This is a genomic window from Ruminococcus sp. AM26-12LB, assembly GCF_003480785.1.
GTDB classification, from domain to species: Bacteria; Bacillota; Clostridia; order Lachnospirales; family Lachnospiraceae; genus Blautia_A; species Blautia_A fusiformis.
This window is the reverse complement of sequence record NZ_QUJX01000002.1, coordinates 28,063-45,162: the sequence shown is the minus strand read 5'-3', so window position 1 is coordinate 45,162 and position 17,100 is coordinate 28,063. Positions and strand designations below refer to the sequence as shown.

Sequence of the window (17,100 nt, the reverse complement as noted above, 5' to 3'; positions counted from 1 at the left end):
AAAATAGCCGTAGGTTTCTGTGGTAAAGCGTTGCAGTGAATGGTGAAAAGGCGGCGCTGGAAGTCGAAATTACAGGTGAGAGGTGTTATCATGAAAAAAGTTGTAAAATTCGGTGGAAGTTCTCTTGCAAATGCGGAGCAGTTCCAGAAAGTGGGCGATATCATCCGCAGTGATGAGAGCCGCCGTTATGTAGTTCCGTCAGCTCCGGGAAAGAGATTTGACGAGGATATCAAAGTGACGGATATGCTTTATGGATGTTATGACGCAGCATCCAAAGGGGAGGATATCACTGAGAAGATCAATGCGATTAAGGCGCGATATTATGAGATCATTAAGGGACTCGGACTGAGCCTTTCTCTTGAGGAGGAGTTCAAGAAGATCGATGAGGATTTCCGTGCACAGGCAGGAATCCAGTATGCGGCATCCAGAGGAGAGTTCCTCAATGGTAAGATCATGGCTGCATATCTTGGATATGATTTTGTGGATGCAGCTTCTGTGATCCGTTTTGATAAAGCTGGTAATCTGGAAGCGGAGGAGACCAATAAACTCCTTTCCAAAAAACTCAGCAAATCCCAGCATGCGGTTATTCCGGGATTTTACGGCGCATGTGCAGATGGCACAGTAAAGACATTTTCCAGAGGTGGTTCTGATGTGACAGGTTCCCTGGTTGCAAAAGCTATCCATGCAGATATTTATGAGAACTGGACGGACGTTTCCGGTTTTCTTGTAACAGATCCGCGTATCGTTCACAATCCGGAGCCTATCGAGGCGATCACATACAGAGAGCTTCGTGAGCTTTCCTACATGGGAGCTACTGTTCTTCATGAGGATGCCATTTTCCCGGTTCGTAAAGAGGGAATTCCGATCAATATCCGTAACACAAACAGCCCAGAGGATAAAGGTACTCTGATCGTAGAGAGCACCTGTAAGAAGCCGAAATTTACTATTACCGGTATCGCCGGAAAGAAAGGCTTCTGCTCTATTAATATCGAGAAATCCATGATGAACAGTGAGATCGGGTTCGGACGCAAGGTACTTCAGGTATTTGAAGATCAGGGGATCAGCTTTGAGCATGTACCATCCGGAATCGATACCATGACTGTATATGTTCATCAGGACGAATTTGAGGAGAAAGAGCAGCAGGTTATCGCAGGTATCCACCGTCTGGTGCAGCCTGATTTTGTGGAGATGGAATCTGACCTTGCACTGATCGCAGTTGTTGGTCGTGGAATGAAATCCCAGAGAGGCACTGCAGGAAGGATCTTCTCTGCTCTTGCCCATGCAAATGTAAACGTAAAAATGATCGACCAGGGTTCCAGTGAACTGAATATCATCATCGGTGTAGAGAATCGTGATTTCGAAAAGGCAGTCAGAGCAATCTACGATATTTTTGTTCTGACACGGATATAAACAAAATCCGGAAACGGATTTTGTTTATGAGGAAGTAGCGAAGCGGATTCCGAATATCCGATTGATATAAATCCGGAAACGGATTCCGAATATCCGATTTATTTAAAACCGCCGCAGTACGTGTAACATACCGTCCTGCGGCGGATTTTTTTGGAAAAAATCCAAGATTTATCTAAAAATAATACAATCAAATTCAACAGGATTTCCAAAGGAAAGACAAAGATATTGTACATTGTGTCGAAAAAAGTTTGATATGAAATAAACAGTATTGACAAAAACTTAACTTTTGTGTAAAACTGAAATATGAAAAAATCAGAAAGGCAGGCGGTCAGCTATGGAGAAACAGATCAAACTGGATGAAAAAAGTGCACAGGAGTTTGTCAGTGCAGCCAGCAGATGTAATTTTGATATTGATGTATTTTATAACCGTATTATCATTGATGCAAAGTCGATCCTCGGACTTTTGAGTCTGGATCTGACAAAGACTCTGACAGTAAAGTGTTACGGAGAAGATGAGGATTTTAATCGTGTTCTTTCCAAGTATGCAGCAGGTTGAGAAATATGAATAAAGAAAAACGGTGATAAAAGGGCGCAGTTCATGAGAAGAAAAGCAGAACATGCGTCCTTTTTATTATGGGAAGCTTTCGGATCATATTTTATGGTATAATCCTGGTATAGCATGGAAAAAGAATAGCTGCCGGACTGGAATTCCGGCAGCTGCCGGGAGTGAAAATATGGAAAAACCAAGAGTGCGGATTTCTGTCAGAAATCTTGTGGAATTTATACTGAGGAGCGGAGATCTGGATAACAGCAGTGGGACATCCGGAGATAAGGAAGCCATGTTAAAAGGCGGAAGGCTTCACCGCAAGATACAGCGGAGTATGAAGGGCGATTATCAGGCAGAGGTTTCTCTGAAAAAAGAAAGTGAATACGACGATGTGGTCATTCAGGTCGAGGGCCGTGCAGATGGGATCTTTACAGAGGACGGAGCCGTTTATATTGATGAGATCAAGGGGACTTACGGAAATGTCCAGGCAATGGACATGCCAATACCTGTCCACCGTGCCCAGGCCATGTGTTACGGACTGATCTGGGGAGAAAAAGAAGGGATTTCTGAAATCCACATTCAGATGACCTACGCTCATCTTGAGACGGAAGAAACCAGGAGATTTCGTGAGGATTTTTCCATAGAGGAGCTTAAAGGCTGGTATCAGAAGCTTCTGGATGCCTATCACAAATGGATCGCATATTCTCTTAACTGGAAAAAAGAGAGAAATGCATCCATGAAGGATCTGCAGTTTCCGTTTCCATACAGAGAAGGGCAGCGGGATATTGTTAGTGGTGTGTACCATACGGTTTCCAGCGGGAAGACCTTATTTGTTCAGGCGCCTACCGGTGTGGGAAAAACCATGTCTGCCATTTTTCCGTCCGTGCGCGCCATCGGTGAGGGAAAAGGTGAAACACTTTTTTATCTTACCGCAAAAACCATCACAGGAACTGTGGCGCAGGAGGCATTTCACATCCTGCGGGAAAAAGGTCTGAAATTCAAGGTAACGGCGATCACGGCAAAGGAAAAGCTGTGTTTTCAGGATACTCCGGAATGTACACCGGAGAAATGTCCTTATGCAAAGGGGCATTTTGACCGGGTAAATGATGCGGTTTATGAGCTCTGGACCACTGAAGAGGTATATTCCCGAGAAGTGATCCGTGCTCATGCAGAAAAATGGCAGGTGTGCCCTTTTGAAATGTGTCTGGATCTTTCAATCTGGGTAGACGGGATCATCTGTGATTATAATTACGTGTTTGATCCCAATGTTCATCTGAAACGTTTTTTCGGGGAAAATATTTCCGGGGATTATATTTTTCTGATCGATGAGGCACATAATCTGGTAGAACGTGGCAGAGAGATGTACAGTGCCGGTATTTCCCGTCAGAGTCTGGTAGCACTTCGAAAGAAGATAAGAAAGAGATTTTCAAAACTGGCCAGAACACTGGATAAAGCAAATCGCCAGATGATGGAACTGGAAGAGAATCTTGCGGAAACAGGAAAAGGGTATCAGGTGCTTCCCAATCCCGGAGTACTGCCGATCACATTTCTTACAATATCAGGTGAACTGGAAGAAATACTGGAGGAAAAAGAACTGGAAGAAGAACTACGCAGGGAAATACTGGAATTTTATTTTATAGTGCGTGATTTTTTAAATGTTTCAGAGCTGGTAGATGAAAATTATGTAGTATATACCGAAAACAGCGCAGAAGAAGGATTTCGTCTGAGGCTGTTCTGTGTGAACCCGGCAGAAAATCTGGGAGAATACCTGAAAAAAGGGAAAAGTGCTATTTTCTTTTCAGCTACAATGTTTCCCATGCTCTATTACCGGGAGCTTTTGACAACAGACCGTGATGCCTATGGGATTTATGTGCAGTCTCCTTTCCCAAAAGAAAACCGCAGGATTCTTATCGGCAGCGACGTAAGCAGCCGGTATACCCGGAGAAATCGTGCAGAATACCGGAAGATCGCCGGATATATTGCCAGATGTGTCTGGCAGAGGCAGGGAAATTATATGGTGTTTTTTCCGTCGTATCGTCTTATGGAAGACGTACTGCAGGTTTATGAGGAAGAATTTTCCGTAGACTGGGTGCGCTGCGTGTGTCAGACGCCGGATATGACAGAACAGGAACGGGAAGGATTTTTGGAGGAATTTCAGGAACGGGAAGGTACCCTGGTAGGGTTCTGTGTCCTTGGAGGAATTTTTTCTGAGGGTGTTGATCTGACAGGGGAAAGTCTGATCGGGGCAGTGATCGTAGGAACCGGACTTCCCCAGATCGGCAGTCAGCGTGAGATCCTGAAAGAGTATTACGATAAAAAGAATCACTGTGGTTTTGATTATGCATATCGCTATCCGGGTATGAACAAGGTGCTTCAGGCCGCCGGGCGCGTGATCCGCACAAAAGAGGATAAAGGCGTGATATTGCTTCTGGATGACCGCTTCTGGGATCGGGATTACCAGGAAATCTTTCCCAGGGAATGGCAGGACCGTACAGGCTGCAGGCTGGATACGGTAGAAGGTGCAGTGGAGACGTTCTGGAAGAGGTTTACTTGACAGAACGGAGAAATCCGATATACTTATAGAGTCTTTATCTGGAAAATCACTGGAGGAATGTGTGGATGCCGGATCAGGACAAGAAACTGTAAAATAGGATCATAAGAAAAGTGAAAGAAGTATATGAGACGAAAAAAAATATATAAAGCATTGGCATTTTGTCTGAGCACAGTGATGCTCGCACAGCCGGTTTTTGCGACAACAGTGCAGCAGACAGCACAGGGAAGCCTTGGTTCTGTTACGGAGGAGTCCCAGATACTTCCAATTCCCGGTGAAAACGGGAAATATATTCTGAAAAGCAATGGCTTTTACTGCCTGAATGAAGATGGAACCAAAGAAAATACTCCGGCAGTGTATTATTTTGATCATTTTGAGATCGACGGAACGGTTTTTGATGGATATTATTATCACGACGAAAGCGGTAAATTTACAGCGGGAAACTCGCATATGGTCCAGATCACCGATCTGAAGGCTCCGGCAAAAGACGGCAGCGGTGAGGAAGTTTCTTTTGACGGCTGTTATATGGTAAACAATCTGGGAAAACTCAGCGCCTCTCCACAGGTACGTTATATGGATGAGCTGGTGGTGGACAAAACAACATACAACGGGCTGTATTATTTTGATGAATATGGAAAAATGGTCACAGATCCAGGTATCCATTATCTGGAAATGAATGCTGCAGGACAGATGTTTGACGGATATTATTATTTTGGCGGAGAAAACGGCGTTCTGCTCCAGGAAGAGGGAGAGACTCCGGAGGGATTTTCCGTGGATAAATCCGGAAAAGTCGAGACGAAAGATCTGGGAATGGATGGCCTTGAGAAACGGCTTGCGGATCTTCTTGGAACCTATGAGGGTACATGGAGCGTTTATGTAAAGGATCTGACCAGTGATCAGGAGTTTGAACAGAACAGTCAATCACTGTACTCAGCCAGTCTGATCAAAGTGTTTGTCATGGCCCAGACCTATGCCAACATGGATGCAGTCCTTCAGAACGAAGCGGCAAAAATGAAAAAAGATGTTACAGATCCGTCCGTATCCACAAAGGTCAATGACCTTCTCTGGAATATGATCACAGTCAGTGACAATGAATCCTTTAATGAGCTGGTACGTCTGCAGACAGCATCGGGTGTTTTTAAGGACGGAGCACAGGCTGTAAATGGATTTCTTGCGGAACAGAAATTTGCAGATACTTCCGTACAGCACATCTTAAGCCCGTCCTCTTCAAAGGACGTCGGCCTCGGTGGCAGGAACACCACTTCCGTAAAAGACTGCGCAGAGCTTCTTTCCCGGATCTATAAAGGAGAATGTGTATCGAAAGAAGCTTCGGAGGCTATGCTGAACCTGCTTCTGAACCAGCAGGTTACTACTAAGATCCCCAGCGGGATATCTGTGTCCGTGGAAATTGCAAATAAGACTGGAGAAACGGATACGGACCAGCATGATATCGCCATTGTATATGGAGAAAAGACTATATATATCCTCTGTGTGATGTCAGAAGACTGTAAACCTGGGGATGCAGTTTCGCATATCCGGGATATTTCCGGTATTGTTTATAATTATCTGAATATGGACCTTGACCAGGGGTGATCTGTGAGTTAGAATAAAAAACAGCTGAGCAAGATCCTGATGGATATTTCCGCCAGAGAAGTATCCGAAATGTTCATGAAAGGGGAATTCTATTATGAAGACAGTACATACAGACAAAGCACCTGCAGCAATCGGACCATACTCCCAGGCAATCATCCATGGAGATACGCTTTACACATCCGGTCAGATCCCAGTGGATCCGGCAACTGGAGAGGTAGTTGGCACAACCATCGAGGAGCAGGCTGACCGTGTTATGAAGAATCTCGGAGCAGTTCTGGAAGCTGCCGGTTCCAGCTATGAGAATGCGATCAAGACAGTATGCTTCCTTGCAGATATGAACGATTTTGCGGCATTTAATGAAGTATATGCCAAATATTTCGTAAATAAACCTGCACGTTCCTGTGTTGCAGTCAAGACACTGCCAAAGAACGTTCTCTGTGAGGTAGAAGTGATCGCAGCGATCGGATGATCTGATAAAAAATCCCTGTTGTCTGATTTCAGTCAGACAGCGGGGATTTCTTTTCGTGGGGATAAAGTATTTTTCTCTGTTTTGGAGCAATCTCTTTTTTGTGTTTTGAGGCGTTAAAACGGTAATGTTTTTTCTTGTGTAAAGTAGAGCGCTGTAGTATAATAAAACCAGTTTTTTAGGATACGTATAAAAGCTTAATAAGGATGATTGGCAAACCAGATGAAAGTCTGGGACGCAAAGCTATAGGGCCTGTAAAATGGCAGCCAGTTGCATGAAATGAGGTGCACTGTCTGTGAGACGGTGTTTTTTTATGGTGTTATTCGGCTATGAGCAAGTAGCGAAGCGGATTGCGAATATCCGTTTGACAGACAGTGGGGTTGTAGGTCTGGATGCTGCAAAAGAGTTTTTGGGGCAATTAAAGACTTTAAGTGAAGCAGACGCTGAATGGAAATAAGCGGAGGGGAAGGATGCAGAAGAGCAAGAGTACAGAATGAATTGAAAAAGCTTGAAAATGTAATGTAATAATCAGAGCCACTTCCCTTTATTGTGAGTGGCTTTTTATTATGACAATTTTTGTGACAAACAAAAGAAAATAGACGCAACCAGGCGAAACATTGTTTGGCGTAGAAACACCGGAAATCCTTGAAAATAAAGGATTTTTGCTATATGATGAAACAAGTTGAACTCTATCATTGCGTAATAAAAAAAAATCCTGTATAATACCAAACTGTAATATTGTATCATTCAGCGGACAGAGAAATACGCTGTGAATCATTAAAAGAAGTCAGGAGGACATAAGTACATGCGAGTCGATGCGGACGATTTTGCCCGACCTTGCAGCTGCGGGAGGGAGCACCACATAGACGTTAGAGAAATTGTAATTGAATCAGGAGCTATCGGGAAACTGGAAAAGGAAATGTCAGACGGTGATCTGAAAGAATGTATTTCCCCGCTTCTGATCTGTGACACGAACAGTTACAAAGCTACAGAGGAACTGATGGAGGATATCTACGACCGGTGTCAGGTACTGATCCTGGATGCTGAAGGTCTTGAGGCAGATGAGCGTGCCGTGGAGATCGTGGAGAATTATATGGAAGAGGACATCGATCTTGTTCTTGCAGTTGGAGCGGGGACGATCCATGATCTCAGCCGTTTTGTCGCCCATCAGTACCGGATCCCTTTTGTCTCTGTGCCCACCGCAGCCAGTTCAGACGGATTTACTTCCACAGTAGCAGACATGACCTGGAATGGTGTAAAAAAAGTATTTCAGGCATCTGCGCCACTTTTTGTTTTTGCGGATACGGATATTTTTGCTAAGGCGCCTGCAAGGCTTACAGCAGCCGGGGTGTCGGATATTCTGGGAAAATACATTGCGCTGGCAGACTGGAAGATAGCAAGTATTCTTATGGATGAATACTATTGTACAGCGGTGGTAGACCTGGAAACAAAAGCGATCCGGACTGTTAAGGATAATCTGAAAGAAATTGCAGCAGGAGAGAAAGATGCATGTGAGAAGCTGATGTATGCGCTGATCCTTTCCGGACTGGCCATGCAGATGACAGGAAACTCTAGACCGGCATCCGGGGCGGAGCACCATATGGTCCACCTCTGGGATATGGAAGTGGTCAATGGTCACCTGGATGCTCTTCACGGGGAGAAGGTTTCTGCAGCAACCATGTTGGTCCTTCTGGAATATAAAAAGCTTGCAGATGCTATCCGAAGAGGAGCCTGCAGAGTGCATGCCTTTACAGACGGAGACAGAGAACTCCTGCAGAAGACCTTCGGCAGAAAAGGGATTCTTGGAGCACTTGAAAAAGAAAACACTCCGGAACTTCTGGATGATGTAAGCACAGAAACACTTTCCGGTGCACTTCCGGAAATCCTTAAGATCATAGATCTTCTTCCTGCAGTTACAGATATGCAGGAGATGATGAGTATCGTCGGCTGCGTGAGCAGAGTCCGGGATATCGGACTGCCGGGAAAAGCGATCGAGGAGAGTCTCAGACTTGCACCGTATACAAGAAGAAGGTTGAGCCTTCTGAGACTTCGGAAGATGCTCACATACTGAGCAGGAACAGCTCATAAAAGGTTCTTTTGACTTGACATAAATTTCAGGAAAGGCAGTGATGAACGGTTTGATGAGAGTAGGAATGGGATATGATGTACATAAACTGACAGAGGGCAGGAAACTGATCCTTGGTGGTGTTGATATTCCCTGGGAAAAAGGTCTTTTGGGCCATTCGGATGCAGATGTTCTGATCCATGCGATCATGGATGCACTTCTGGGAGCTGCGGCTCTTGGAGATATCGGAAAGCATTTTCCGGATACAGACCCTGCATATAAGGGAATCTCCAGTGTGAAACTTCTGGTGCATGTTGCCGGATTACTGAAGGAGAATGACTATGCGATCGGAAATATCGATGCCACCATCATCGCTCAGAAACCGAAGATGGCACCACATATTCCGACGATGAGAGAAAATATCGCAGAAGCACTTGGGATTAAAATATCACAGCTGAATATCAAGGCGACAACAGAGGAAGGCCTTGGATTTACAGGACAGGGAGAGGGAATCTCCTCACAGGCGATCTGCTCCCTGTACAGAATCGGGAAATTGGAGGAAGAGTAACATGAAGATTTTTAACACACTGACACGCAGAAAAGAGGAATTTGTACCTCTGGAAGAAGGAAAAGTAAAAATGTATGTCTGCGGACCTACGGTATACAATCTGATCCATATCGGAAATGCCCGCCCTATGATCATTTTTGATACGGTGCGCAGATATATGGAATATAAAGGATATGAAGTAAATTATGTATCCAACTTTACCGATGTAGATGATAAGATCATCAAGAAGGCCATTGAAGAGGGCGTTTCCGCAGAGGAAATCTCTACCCGTTATATCAAAGAGTGCAAGAAGGATATGGCAGATATGAATGTAAAACCTGCTACAACTGCACCCCAGGCTACACAGGAGATCCAGGGCATGATCGACATGATCCAGACTCTTATTGATAAAGGATATGCATATCCGGCAGCTGACGGGACCGTTTATTTCCGTGTAAAGAAATTCAAAGAGTATGGCAAGCTTTCTCATAAGAATCTGGATGATCTCCAGTCAGGATTCCGTTCTCTTAAGGTATCCGGTGAGGATCAGAAGGAAGATCCGTTAGACTTCGTGCTTTGGAAACCAAAGAAAGAGGGCGAGCCGTCCTGGCCGTCACCGTGGTGCGACGGACGTCCTGGCTGGCATATTGAGTGTTCTGTTATGTCCAAGAAATATCTCGGAGAAGAGATTGATATCCATGCAGGCGGTGAGGATCTGATCTTCCCGCATCATGAGAATGAGATCGCACAGAGTGAGTGCTGCAATGGTAAGATTTTTGCAAGATACTGGATGCATAATGGTTTCCTGAACATCGACAACCGCAAGATGTCCAAATCTCTCGGAAATTTCCGTACCGTTCGTCAGATCGGTGAACAGTATGATCTTCAGGTTCTCCGTTTCTTTATGCTGAACGCACATTATAGAAGTCCGCTGAACTTCAGCGCAGATCTGATGGAGGCAGCAAAGAACTCTCTGGAGCGTATCCTTGAGGCGGCAGGCAAGCTCAGCGACCGTAAAGACAATGGGGCGGCAGAGAATATTACAGAGGAAGAGCTTGCGCTTCTCAAAGAAGCAGAAGGTTTTGTTACTAAATTTGAAGCTGCCATGGATGATGATTTTAATACTGCAGATGCACTTGCGGCAATTTTTGAGCTTGTAAAATTTGCCAACACAAACGTAGACGAGAACAGCTCAAGGGAGTTTGCCGGTGGTCTTTATGAGGAACTTTTTAAGCTCAGTGATGTGCTGGGACTGAAAATCGAGAAAAAAGAAGAGATTCTTGACAAAGAAATCGAGGATCTGATCCAGGAGCGCCAGGCTGCAAGAAAGGCAAAGGATTTCCAGAGAGCAGATGAGATCCGAGATGAGCTCCTGAAAAAAGGTATCATCCTTAAAGATACAAGAGAAGGTGTGAAATGGCAGAGAGCTTAAAGAAACTGAAAGAGCTGTTTGATCTGAAAGACGCAGACCTTCGGACCTATTCGCCGCTGACGCTGGCCTATATCGGGGATGGCGTTTATGAGCTGGTGATCCGTACTATTCTTGTGAAAAAAGCGAATTGTCCGGTAAATCGTCTCCACAAAAAAGCCAGCAGCCTTGTAAAAGCATCTGCACAGTCGGGTATGATGGAGATCCTCGAACCACTTTTGACAGAAGAAGAAAAAAGTGTATATCGAAGAGGAAGGAATGCGCATTCCGCTACTATGGCCAAACATGCCACCATGGCGGATTACCGGCGTGCCACAGGGTTTGAGGCGCTGATGGGATATCTTTACCTGAAAGAGGATTTTTCAAGGATACTGGAGCTGGTCCATGCAGGACTTGAGAAGGAGGAAATTTAAATTGACTGAAATGATAGAAGGAAGAAATGCGGTCCTTGAGGCATTTCGTTCCGGTAAATGTGTTGATAAACTGTTTATTCTGGATGGCTGTCAGGACGGACCGGTCCGCACCATCGCAAGAGAAGCCAGAAAACATGATACCATTGTAAAATTTGTTCCAAAGGAACGATTGGATTCCATGAGCGAGACAGGTGCACATCAGGGTGTGATCGCACAGGTTGCGGCTTATGATTATTCTACAGTGGAAGATATCCTGAAAAAAGCAGAAGATAAAGGAGAGCCTCCGTTTATCATTCTTCTTGATAATATTGAGGATCCTCATAATCTGGGAGCTATCATCCGTACCGCAAATCTCGCAGGTGCTCATGGTGTGATCATTCCCAAACACAGAGCAGTAGGACTGACTGCTACGGTTGCCAAGACGTCGGCAGGCGCACTGAATTATACACCGGTTGCCAAGGTTGCTAATCTGGGACAGACTATTGATGAACTGAAAGAAAAAGGCATCTGGTTCGTATGTGCAGATATGGACGGAGAGGTGATGTACCGTCAGAATCTGACAGGACCTATTGGCCTTGTGATCGGAAATGAGGGAAATGGTGTAAGCCGCCTTGTAAAAGAGAAATGTGATTTTACTACCGCGATTCCGATGAAGGGGGATATCGATTCCCTTAACGCTTCTGTAGCAGCAGGGGTGCTTGCTTTTGAGATCGTGAGACAGAGACTGTCAAAATAAATACATCAAATACAGCCATAGCTGTTCGGAGAAAAAATGTGCCGATATAATGAGATGACGGATGAAGCTCTTATCGAAAGACTTCGTGCAGGGGAATCTGCAATTGCAGATTATCTGATGGAAAAGTATAAAGGTCTGGTCAGAAAAAAGGCCCGTGCCATGTTTCTGATAGGTGGGGACACAGATGATCTGATACAGGAGGGGATGATCGGACTGTTTAAGGCAGTCCGTGATTACCAGCCAGACAGGGAGTCGTCTTTTCAGTCTTTTGCAAATATATGTATTGACAGACAGATATATACTGCAATTAAAAGTTCAAACCGCCAGAAACATCAGCCACTGAACACTTATGTGTCTTTAAGTGACGGAGAGGCGGAGGAAAACTTCAGAGATTCCTGTGTGGAGCATGATAATCCGGAATCGATCCTGATCGACCGGGAAAATGTGGCGGCTCTCGAAAATGAAATGAAAAAGAGCCTGAGCCCTCTGGAAAACAGGGTACTGCAGTTGTATCTGGATGGAAATGGATATATGGATATTGCCCAGATCCTTGGAAAAACACCGAAATCCATTGATAATGCACTGCAGAGGATCCGTGGGAAAATTAAAAGCTATTTTTGAGAAGAGTAAATACCTCTTTCCTTTTGAATATAAAAGTATTAAAATAATATTCATAAGGAGCAGAATAAGAAAGGAGACCAAATTATGGCGAAGATCAATAAATATTGGGGACTTGTTGCAGTAGGAGCGCTTACCGCTGCCGCAGCAGGAGCTATCGCAGCACTTGTATCCAGACGATCCGTATGCGAAGAAGACTTTGAGGATGATTTCGAAGATCTTGATGATTTCAAGGATGACGAGAAGAAGGAAGAAAAAGAAGAGAAAGAAGTCTTCCAGGACTGGGACAAGACTGCATCTGAGACTGTAGAAGTTTCCAAAGAGGCAGAGGATGCTGAAGAGGCACCAACAGAAGCAGAAGAGGAAACACCTGCAGATGATGAATCGGAGGCCGAAGCGGAAGAAGAGACAGAAGCAGAAGAGACAAAGACAGAAGAGTAAAAAGAGAATCCTGCGTGCTGTGTCTGTGAGCGACAGCACACAGGATTTTTTGTGCTATAATCATGAAAATATGAATTTTTAAAAAAATAAAAATAATGTATTGACAATATGACAATCATCTGATAATATAAACAACTGTGAGCGGCACAAACGTCGCGAAACAAGCTGCTGTGGCTCAGTCGGTAGAGCGTCGCCTTGGTAAGGCGGAGGTCACGGGTTCGATTCCCGTCAGCAGCTTTTTTTGTGTCTAAAAACAGACAATTTTTTGTTTAGATACAGGTTTTGCGGGTTTCAAAAACTCCGGATTTATGATAAGATAAAACATCAGGATGATATTTAGGAGGGAAAGCAATGGAGAACGAAACAGTTTCCAAAAACTTTATTGAAAATATTATAGACAAAGATCTTGAAGAAGGCGTTTATGACACCGTGCATACACGTTTCCCACCGGAACCTAACGGCTATCTTCATATCGGACATGCGAAATCCATTCTTTTAAATTATGGACTGGCTCAGAAATACAACGGAAAATTCAATCTCCGTTTTGATGATACCAACCCTACAAAGGAGAAATCCGAATTTGTAGAGTCCATCAAGGCTGACGTGAAATGGCTTGGTGCAGACTGGGAAGACAGACTTTTCTTTGCATCTGATTATTTTGATCAGATGTATGAGGCAGCAGTGAAGCTTATTAAGAAAGGCAAGGCCTTTGTCTGCGACCTGACTGCAGACCAGATTCGTGAGTACCGAGGAACTCTTACAGAGCCAGGTAAAGAGAGCCCGTACAGAAACCGTACTGTAGAAGAGAATCTTCAGCTTTTTGAAGAGATGCGTGAGGGCAAATACGGAGATGGCGAGAAGGTTCTCCGCGCCAAGATCGATATGGCATCACCGAATATGAACATGCGTGACCCGGTCATTTACCGTGTAGCCCGCATGACACATCACAATACAGGAGATAAATGGTGCATCTATCCGATGTACGACTTCGCTCATCCGATCGAGGATGCCATTGAGGGTGTGACACATTCTATCTGTACTCTGGAGTTTGAGGACCACAGACCGCTTTATGACTGGGTGGTAAAGGAACTGGAATATCCGCACCCACCGAAGCAGATCGAGTTTGCAAAGCTGTACCTGACCAACGTTGTTACAGGTAAACGTTATATCAAGAAGCTTGTTGAGGACGGCATCGTAGATGGATGGGATGATCCGAGACTAGTATCCATCGCCGCACTTCGCCGCCGTGGATTTACACCGGAGTCTATCCGTAAATTTGTAGAACTCTGTGGCGTTTCAAAGGCGAACAGTTCTGTAGATTATGCAATGCTCGAGTACTGCATCCGTGAGGACCTGAAGCTGAAACGTCCGCGTATGATGGCGATCCTTGATCCGATCAAGCTCGTGATCGATAACTATCCGGAAGGACAGGTTGAGTATCTTGAAGCTCCGAATAATATGGAGAATGAGGAGCTTGGAACCAGAAAGATTCCGTTCAGTGGAGAACTTTATATTGAACGTGATGATTTTATGGCAGAGCCTCCTAAGAAATACAAACGTCTCTATATTGGAAATGAAGTTCGTCTTATGAATGCATATTTTGTAACCTGCACAGGTTATGAGGCAGATGACGACGGAACGATCCGTGTAGTCCACTGTACCTATGACCCGGAGACCAAGGGCGGAAATGCACCGGACGGACGTAAGGTAAAAGGAACGATCCACTGGGTGGAAGCATCCAATGCAGGTAAAGTTGAGGTAAGACTTTACGAGAATATCGTAGATGAAGAAAAAGGTGTTTACAATAAAGAAGATGGTTCTCTTAATGTAAATCCGAATTCTCTTACAGTAACAAGTGCTTATGTAGAGCCGGAGCTTCTGAAAGCAAAAGGTTATGACAGCTATCAGTTTGTACGTAACGGTTTCTTCTGCGCAGATATCCATGACTCCAGGGAGGGAGCACCGGTATTTAACCGCATTGTATCTCTGAAGAGCTCTTTCAAATTACCGAAAGCATAAAAACTGTCAAAAAGAATACGAAACATATGACAGCAGTACACCGTGAACAGGTATCAGGGTGTACTGCTTGTTTTGTTTTATCGTCATCAGGAATAAATGGATAAGTACAAAATGCTCCTGCAACGATTTCGGTTGCGCCCATTTACAGAAACGGTTATACTGATAACACAGGAAAGAGAGGAATTACACATGAAGAAAATCGTGCTTGCTTCCGCATCTCCCAGGAGGCGGGAACTTTTAAGCCAGGTAGGAGTCGCCTTTGAAGTGAAGCCTGCCAGCGGGGAAGAACGGATCACCAGTGCAGAGCCTGCGAAAGTGGTGGAGGAACTTTCTCGTCAGAAAGCTATGTTTACGGCATACGCGCTGGAGGAAGAGGAGAACCGAGATCTGAGAGATGTGGTTGTGATCGGTGCAGATACCGTTGTATCTTATGAGGGTAAGATTTTAGGTAAACCGGCAGATGAGACAGCTGCAATAGAGATGCTCGCTATGCTGCAGGGGAATACACATCAGGTATATACCGGTGTAACTTTGTTGATAAGAGAAAAAGGGAGATGGAAAGCTCATACCTTCCATGAGTGCACAGATGTGAGCTTTTATCCGGTGACAGAGGAAGAAATAAAGGAATATGTAAACAGCAAAGACCCAATGGACAAAGCCGGAAGCTATGGGATCCAGGGCGCCTGGGGAGCCTATGTGAAGGGAATCCGTGGTGATTATAACAACGTGGTGGGACTGCCTGTGGCAAGACTGATCTATGAGACAAAAAAACTGGGAATGAACCTGAGAGGATGAAAGACAAAATGATAAAAGCTTGTATATTTGATCTGGATGGAACAATTGCGGATACACTGGAATCTATGGCATATGTGGCGAATGAGATCATGGAAAAGTTTTCCCTGAAACCACAGCCGGCAGATAATTTTCGTTATTACAGCGGTGAAGGTGCAGATATGCTGATCAGAAGATGCCTGATCGATGCAGGAGATCCGGAGCTGGTACACTACGAAGAAGTCAGGGAACTTTATCGCAGGAAATTTGATGAAGATCCGTTGTATAAAGTTGTGCCATATAAAGATATGCCGGAAACCCTTCAGAAGCTGAAACATACAGGCCTTAAGATGGCTGTATGCTCCAATAAGCCTCATGTTGCGGCGCAGAAAGTGGTAAAGGCGATCTATGGCGATCTGTTTGATGAGGTGATGGGACAGCAGGAAGGGATCCGCAGAAAGCCGGCGCCGGATGGTCCGCTGAAGATTGCAGAAGATTTCGGCGTAAAGCCGGAAGAATGTATGTATATCGGAGATACAAAGACAGATATGCAGACAGGAAGTGCTGCCGGAATGTATACCGTTGGTGCACTATGGGGATTCCGTGACAGAGAAGAGCTTGAAAATAACGGTGCAGATATTGTAGCAGCTGTACCTGGTGATCTGTTTACTATCTATGAGGAGAAGCAGCATGATTAAGATGGTTGCCAGTGATCTGGATGGAACGCTGCTTATCGGTGGAAGACAGACGCTGCCGGAAGAGATTTTTCCGCTGGTAAAGGAACTGAAAAAAATGGGAATCCTCTTTGTGGCAGCCAGTGGCAGACAGTATGCCAATATGAGGAATCTTTTTGCGCCGGTAAAGGACGAGATGGCATTTATCAGTGAAAATGGCGGGCTTGCTGTCCAGAATGAGAAGCTTCTGTACTGCGACAGCTTTGACAAAGAACTGGTCAGAGAGATCATTCAGGCAATATGGGAAAAGCCCGGAGCGGAATTTTCCTGTTCTACAAAGGATTTTTATTATATCATGCCCAAGACAGAACATTATCGCCATCTGATGATCGAAGAAGTAAAAAATCAGTGTAAGATCATAAAGAGTTTTGATGAGATCACAGAGCCTTGTATGAAGGTTGCAGTTTATGAGAGAGAAGGAATGACGGAGGAATCCATCCGGTACTGGAGAGAACGGTTCAAAGACAGATGTACTGTTGTGACATCCGGATTTGCGTGGGTGGATTTTGTTCCATTTACCACGAACAAAGCAAAAGGGATCCGTAAATACCAGGAACTTTTGGGAATCGGACCGGATGAATGCATAGCATTCGGGGATGAATACAATGATATTGAAATGATGAAATCTGTAAAATACAGCTTTGCCATGAAGCATGCGAAGCCAGGGGTAAAGGCGGCGGCTTTCTACGAGACAGAGAAGGTGGAACCAGTACTTCGCAGACTGATCGCGGCGGGCGGAGATATAAAGGAGGTACTTTAA

Annotated in this window: 17 protein-coding genes, 1 tRNA gene and 1 riboswitch; all 18 genes read left to right on the top strand. The window is 44.8% G+C overall.

Going from position 1 to position 17,100, the window contains the following annotated elements; translation table 11 throughout:
• Positions 1 to 90: 90 nt before the first annotated feature.
• The 18 genes from DW694_RS01435 to DW694_RS01355 all read left to right on the top strand — a co-directional run bounded on the left by DW694_RS01435 (position 91) and on the right by DW694_RS01355 (position 17,100).
• Positions 91 to 1,410: an aspartate kinase gene (locus DW694_RS01435; RefSeq protein ID WP_015525836.1), complete on the top strand. Its 1,320-nt coding sequence runs from the start codon at positions 91 to 93 to the stop codon at positions 1,408 to 1,410.
• A 334-nt stretch (positions 1,411 to 1,744) separates the two neighbouring features.
• Positions 1,745 to 1,966: an HPr family phosphocarrier protein gene (locus DW694_RS01430; protein ID WP_015525837.1), complete on the top strand. Its 222-nt coding sequence runs from the start codon at positions 1,745 to 1,747 to the stop codon at positions 1,964 to 1,966.
• 178 nt (positions 1,967 to 2,144) lie between these two features.
• Positions 2,145 to 4,511, top strand: coding sequence for an ATP-dependent DNA helicase (locus tag DW694_RS01425; protein ID WP_118752479.1), 2,367 nt, complete (start codon positions 2,145 to 2,147; stop codon positions 4,509 to 4,511).
• 123 nt (positions 4,512 to 4,634) lie between these two features.
• Complete coding sequence (locus DW694_RS01420) at positions 4,635 to 6,101, top strand: serine hydrolase (RefSeq protein ID WP_286186730.1); 1,467 nt, start codon at positions 4,635 to 4,637, stop codon at positions 6,099 to 6,101.
• A 91-nt stretch (positions 6,102 to 6,192) separates the two neighbouring features.
• The gene (locus DW694_RS01415; RefSeq protein ID WP_044961177.1) at positions 6,193 to 6,570 is read left to right on the top strand and encodes a RidA family protein; all 378 of its coding nucleotides are present in this window, start codon (positions 6,193 to 6,195) and stop codon (positions 6,568 to 6,570) included.
• Positions 6,571 to 6,769: 199 nt separating this feature from the next.
• A riboswitch (cyclic di-GMP riboswitch) is annotated at positions 6,770 to 6,845 on the top strand.
• A gap of 17 nt (positions 6,846 to 6,862) precedes the next feature.
• Positions 6,863 to 7,024, top strand: a complete 162-nt coding sequence (locus tag DW694_RS16805; protein WP_182465467.1) for a hypothetical protein — start codon at positions 6,863 to 6,865, stop codon at positions 7,022 to 7,024.
• A 348-nt stretch (positions 7,025 to 7,372) separates the two neighbouring features.
• A complete protein-coding gene (locus DW694_RS01410) occupies positions 7,373 to 8,638 on the top strand; it encodes a sn-glycerol-1-phosphate dehydrogenase (RefSeq protein WP_118752435.1) in 1,266 nt (421 codons plus the stop codon).
• A gap of 70 nt (positions 8,639 to 8,708) precedes the next feature.
• Positions 8,709 to 9,200, top strand: coding sequence for a 2-C-methyl-D-erythritol 2,4-cyclodiphosphate synthase (gene ispF / locus DW694_RS01405; protein ID WP_044961210.1), 492 nt, complete (start codon positions 8,709 to 8,711; stop codon positions 9,198 to 9,200).
• Position 9,201: 1 nt separating this feature from the next.
• Entirely contained in the window at positions 9,202 to 10,611 is a 1,410-nt protein-coding gene (cysS, locus tag DW694_RS01400) for a cysteine--tRNA ligase (RefSeq protein ID WP_118752434.1), read from the top strand.
• Positions 10,596 to 11,021 (top strand): ribonuclease III domain-containing protein, encoded by a 426-nt coding sequence (locus tag DW694_RS01395; protein WP_021650980.1) that lies wholly within the window; start codon positions 10,596 to 10,598, stop codon positions 11,019 to 11,021. The genes cysS and DW694_RS01395 overlap by 16 nt, the downstream gene beginning before the upstream one ends.
• 10 nt (positions 11,022 to 11,031) lie before the next feature.
• Entirely contained in the window at positions 11,032 to 11,757 is a 726-nt protein-coding gene (gene rlmB, locus DW694_RS01390; protein ID WP_227573913.1) for a 23S rRNA (guanosine(2251)-2'-O)-methyltransferase RlmB, read from the top strand.
• Between the two features lie 36 nt (positions 11,758 to 11,793).
• Positions 11,794 to 12,378 carry an RNA polymerase sporulation sigma factor SigH gene (sigH, locus tag DW694_RS01385; RefSeq protein ID WP_059085172.1) on the top strand — a complete coding sequence of 195 codons (585 nt, stop codon included), beginning with the start codon at positions 11,794 to 11,796 and terminating at the stop codon, positions 12,376 to 12,378.
• 84 nt (positions 12,379 to 12,462) lie between these two features.
• Complete coding sequence (locus DW694_RS01380) at positions 12,463 to 12,816, top strand: hypothetical protein (RefSeq protein ID WP_059085171.1); 354 nt, start codon at positions 12,463 to 12,465, stop codon at positions 12,814 to 12,816.
• Between the two features lie 164 nt (positions 12,817 to 12,980).
• A tRNA-Thr gene (locus tag DW694_RS01375) sits at positions 12,981 to 13,053 on the top strand.
• A 114-nt stretch (positions 13,054 to 13,167) separates the two neighbouring features.
• Complete coding sequence (locus DW694_RS01370; protein WP_015525883.1) at positions 13,168 to 14,835, top strand: glutamine--tRNA ligase/YqeY domain fusion protein; 1,668 nt, start codon at positions 13,168 to 13,170, stop codon at positions 14,833 to 14,835.
• 189 nt (positions 14,836 to 15,024) lie between these two features.
• Positions 15,025 to 15,630 (top strand): Maf family protein, encoded by a 606-nt coding sequence (locus DW694_RS01365; protein WP_022426223.1) that lies wholly within the window; start codon positions 15,025 to 15,027, stop codon positions 15,628 to 15,630.
• 8 nt (positions 15,631 to 15,638) lie between these two features.
• Positions 15,639 to 16,304 carry an HAD family hydrolase gene (locus DW694_RS01360; protein ID WP_044961208.1) on the top strand — a complete coding sequence of 222 codons (666 nt, stop codon included), beginning with the start codon at positions 15,639 to 15,641 and terminating at the stop codon, positions 16,302 to 16,304.
• Positions 16,297 to 17,100, top strand: coding sequence for a Cof-type HAD-IIB family hydrolase (locus DW694_RS01355; protein WP_021650974.1), 804 nt, complete (start codon positions 16,297 to 16,299; stop codon positions 17,098 to 17,100). Before DW694_RS01360 ends, DW694_RS01355 begins: the two co-directional genes overlap by 8 nt.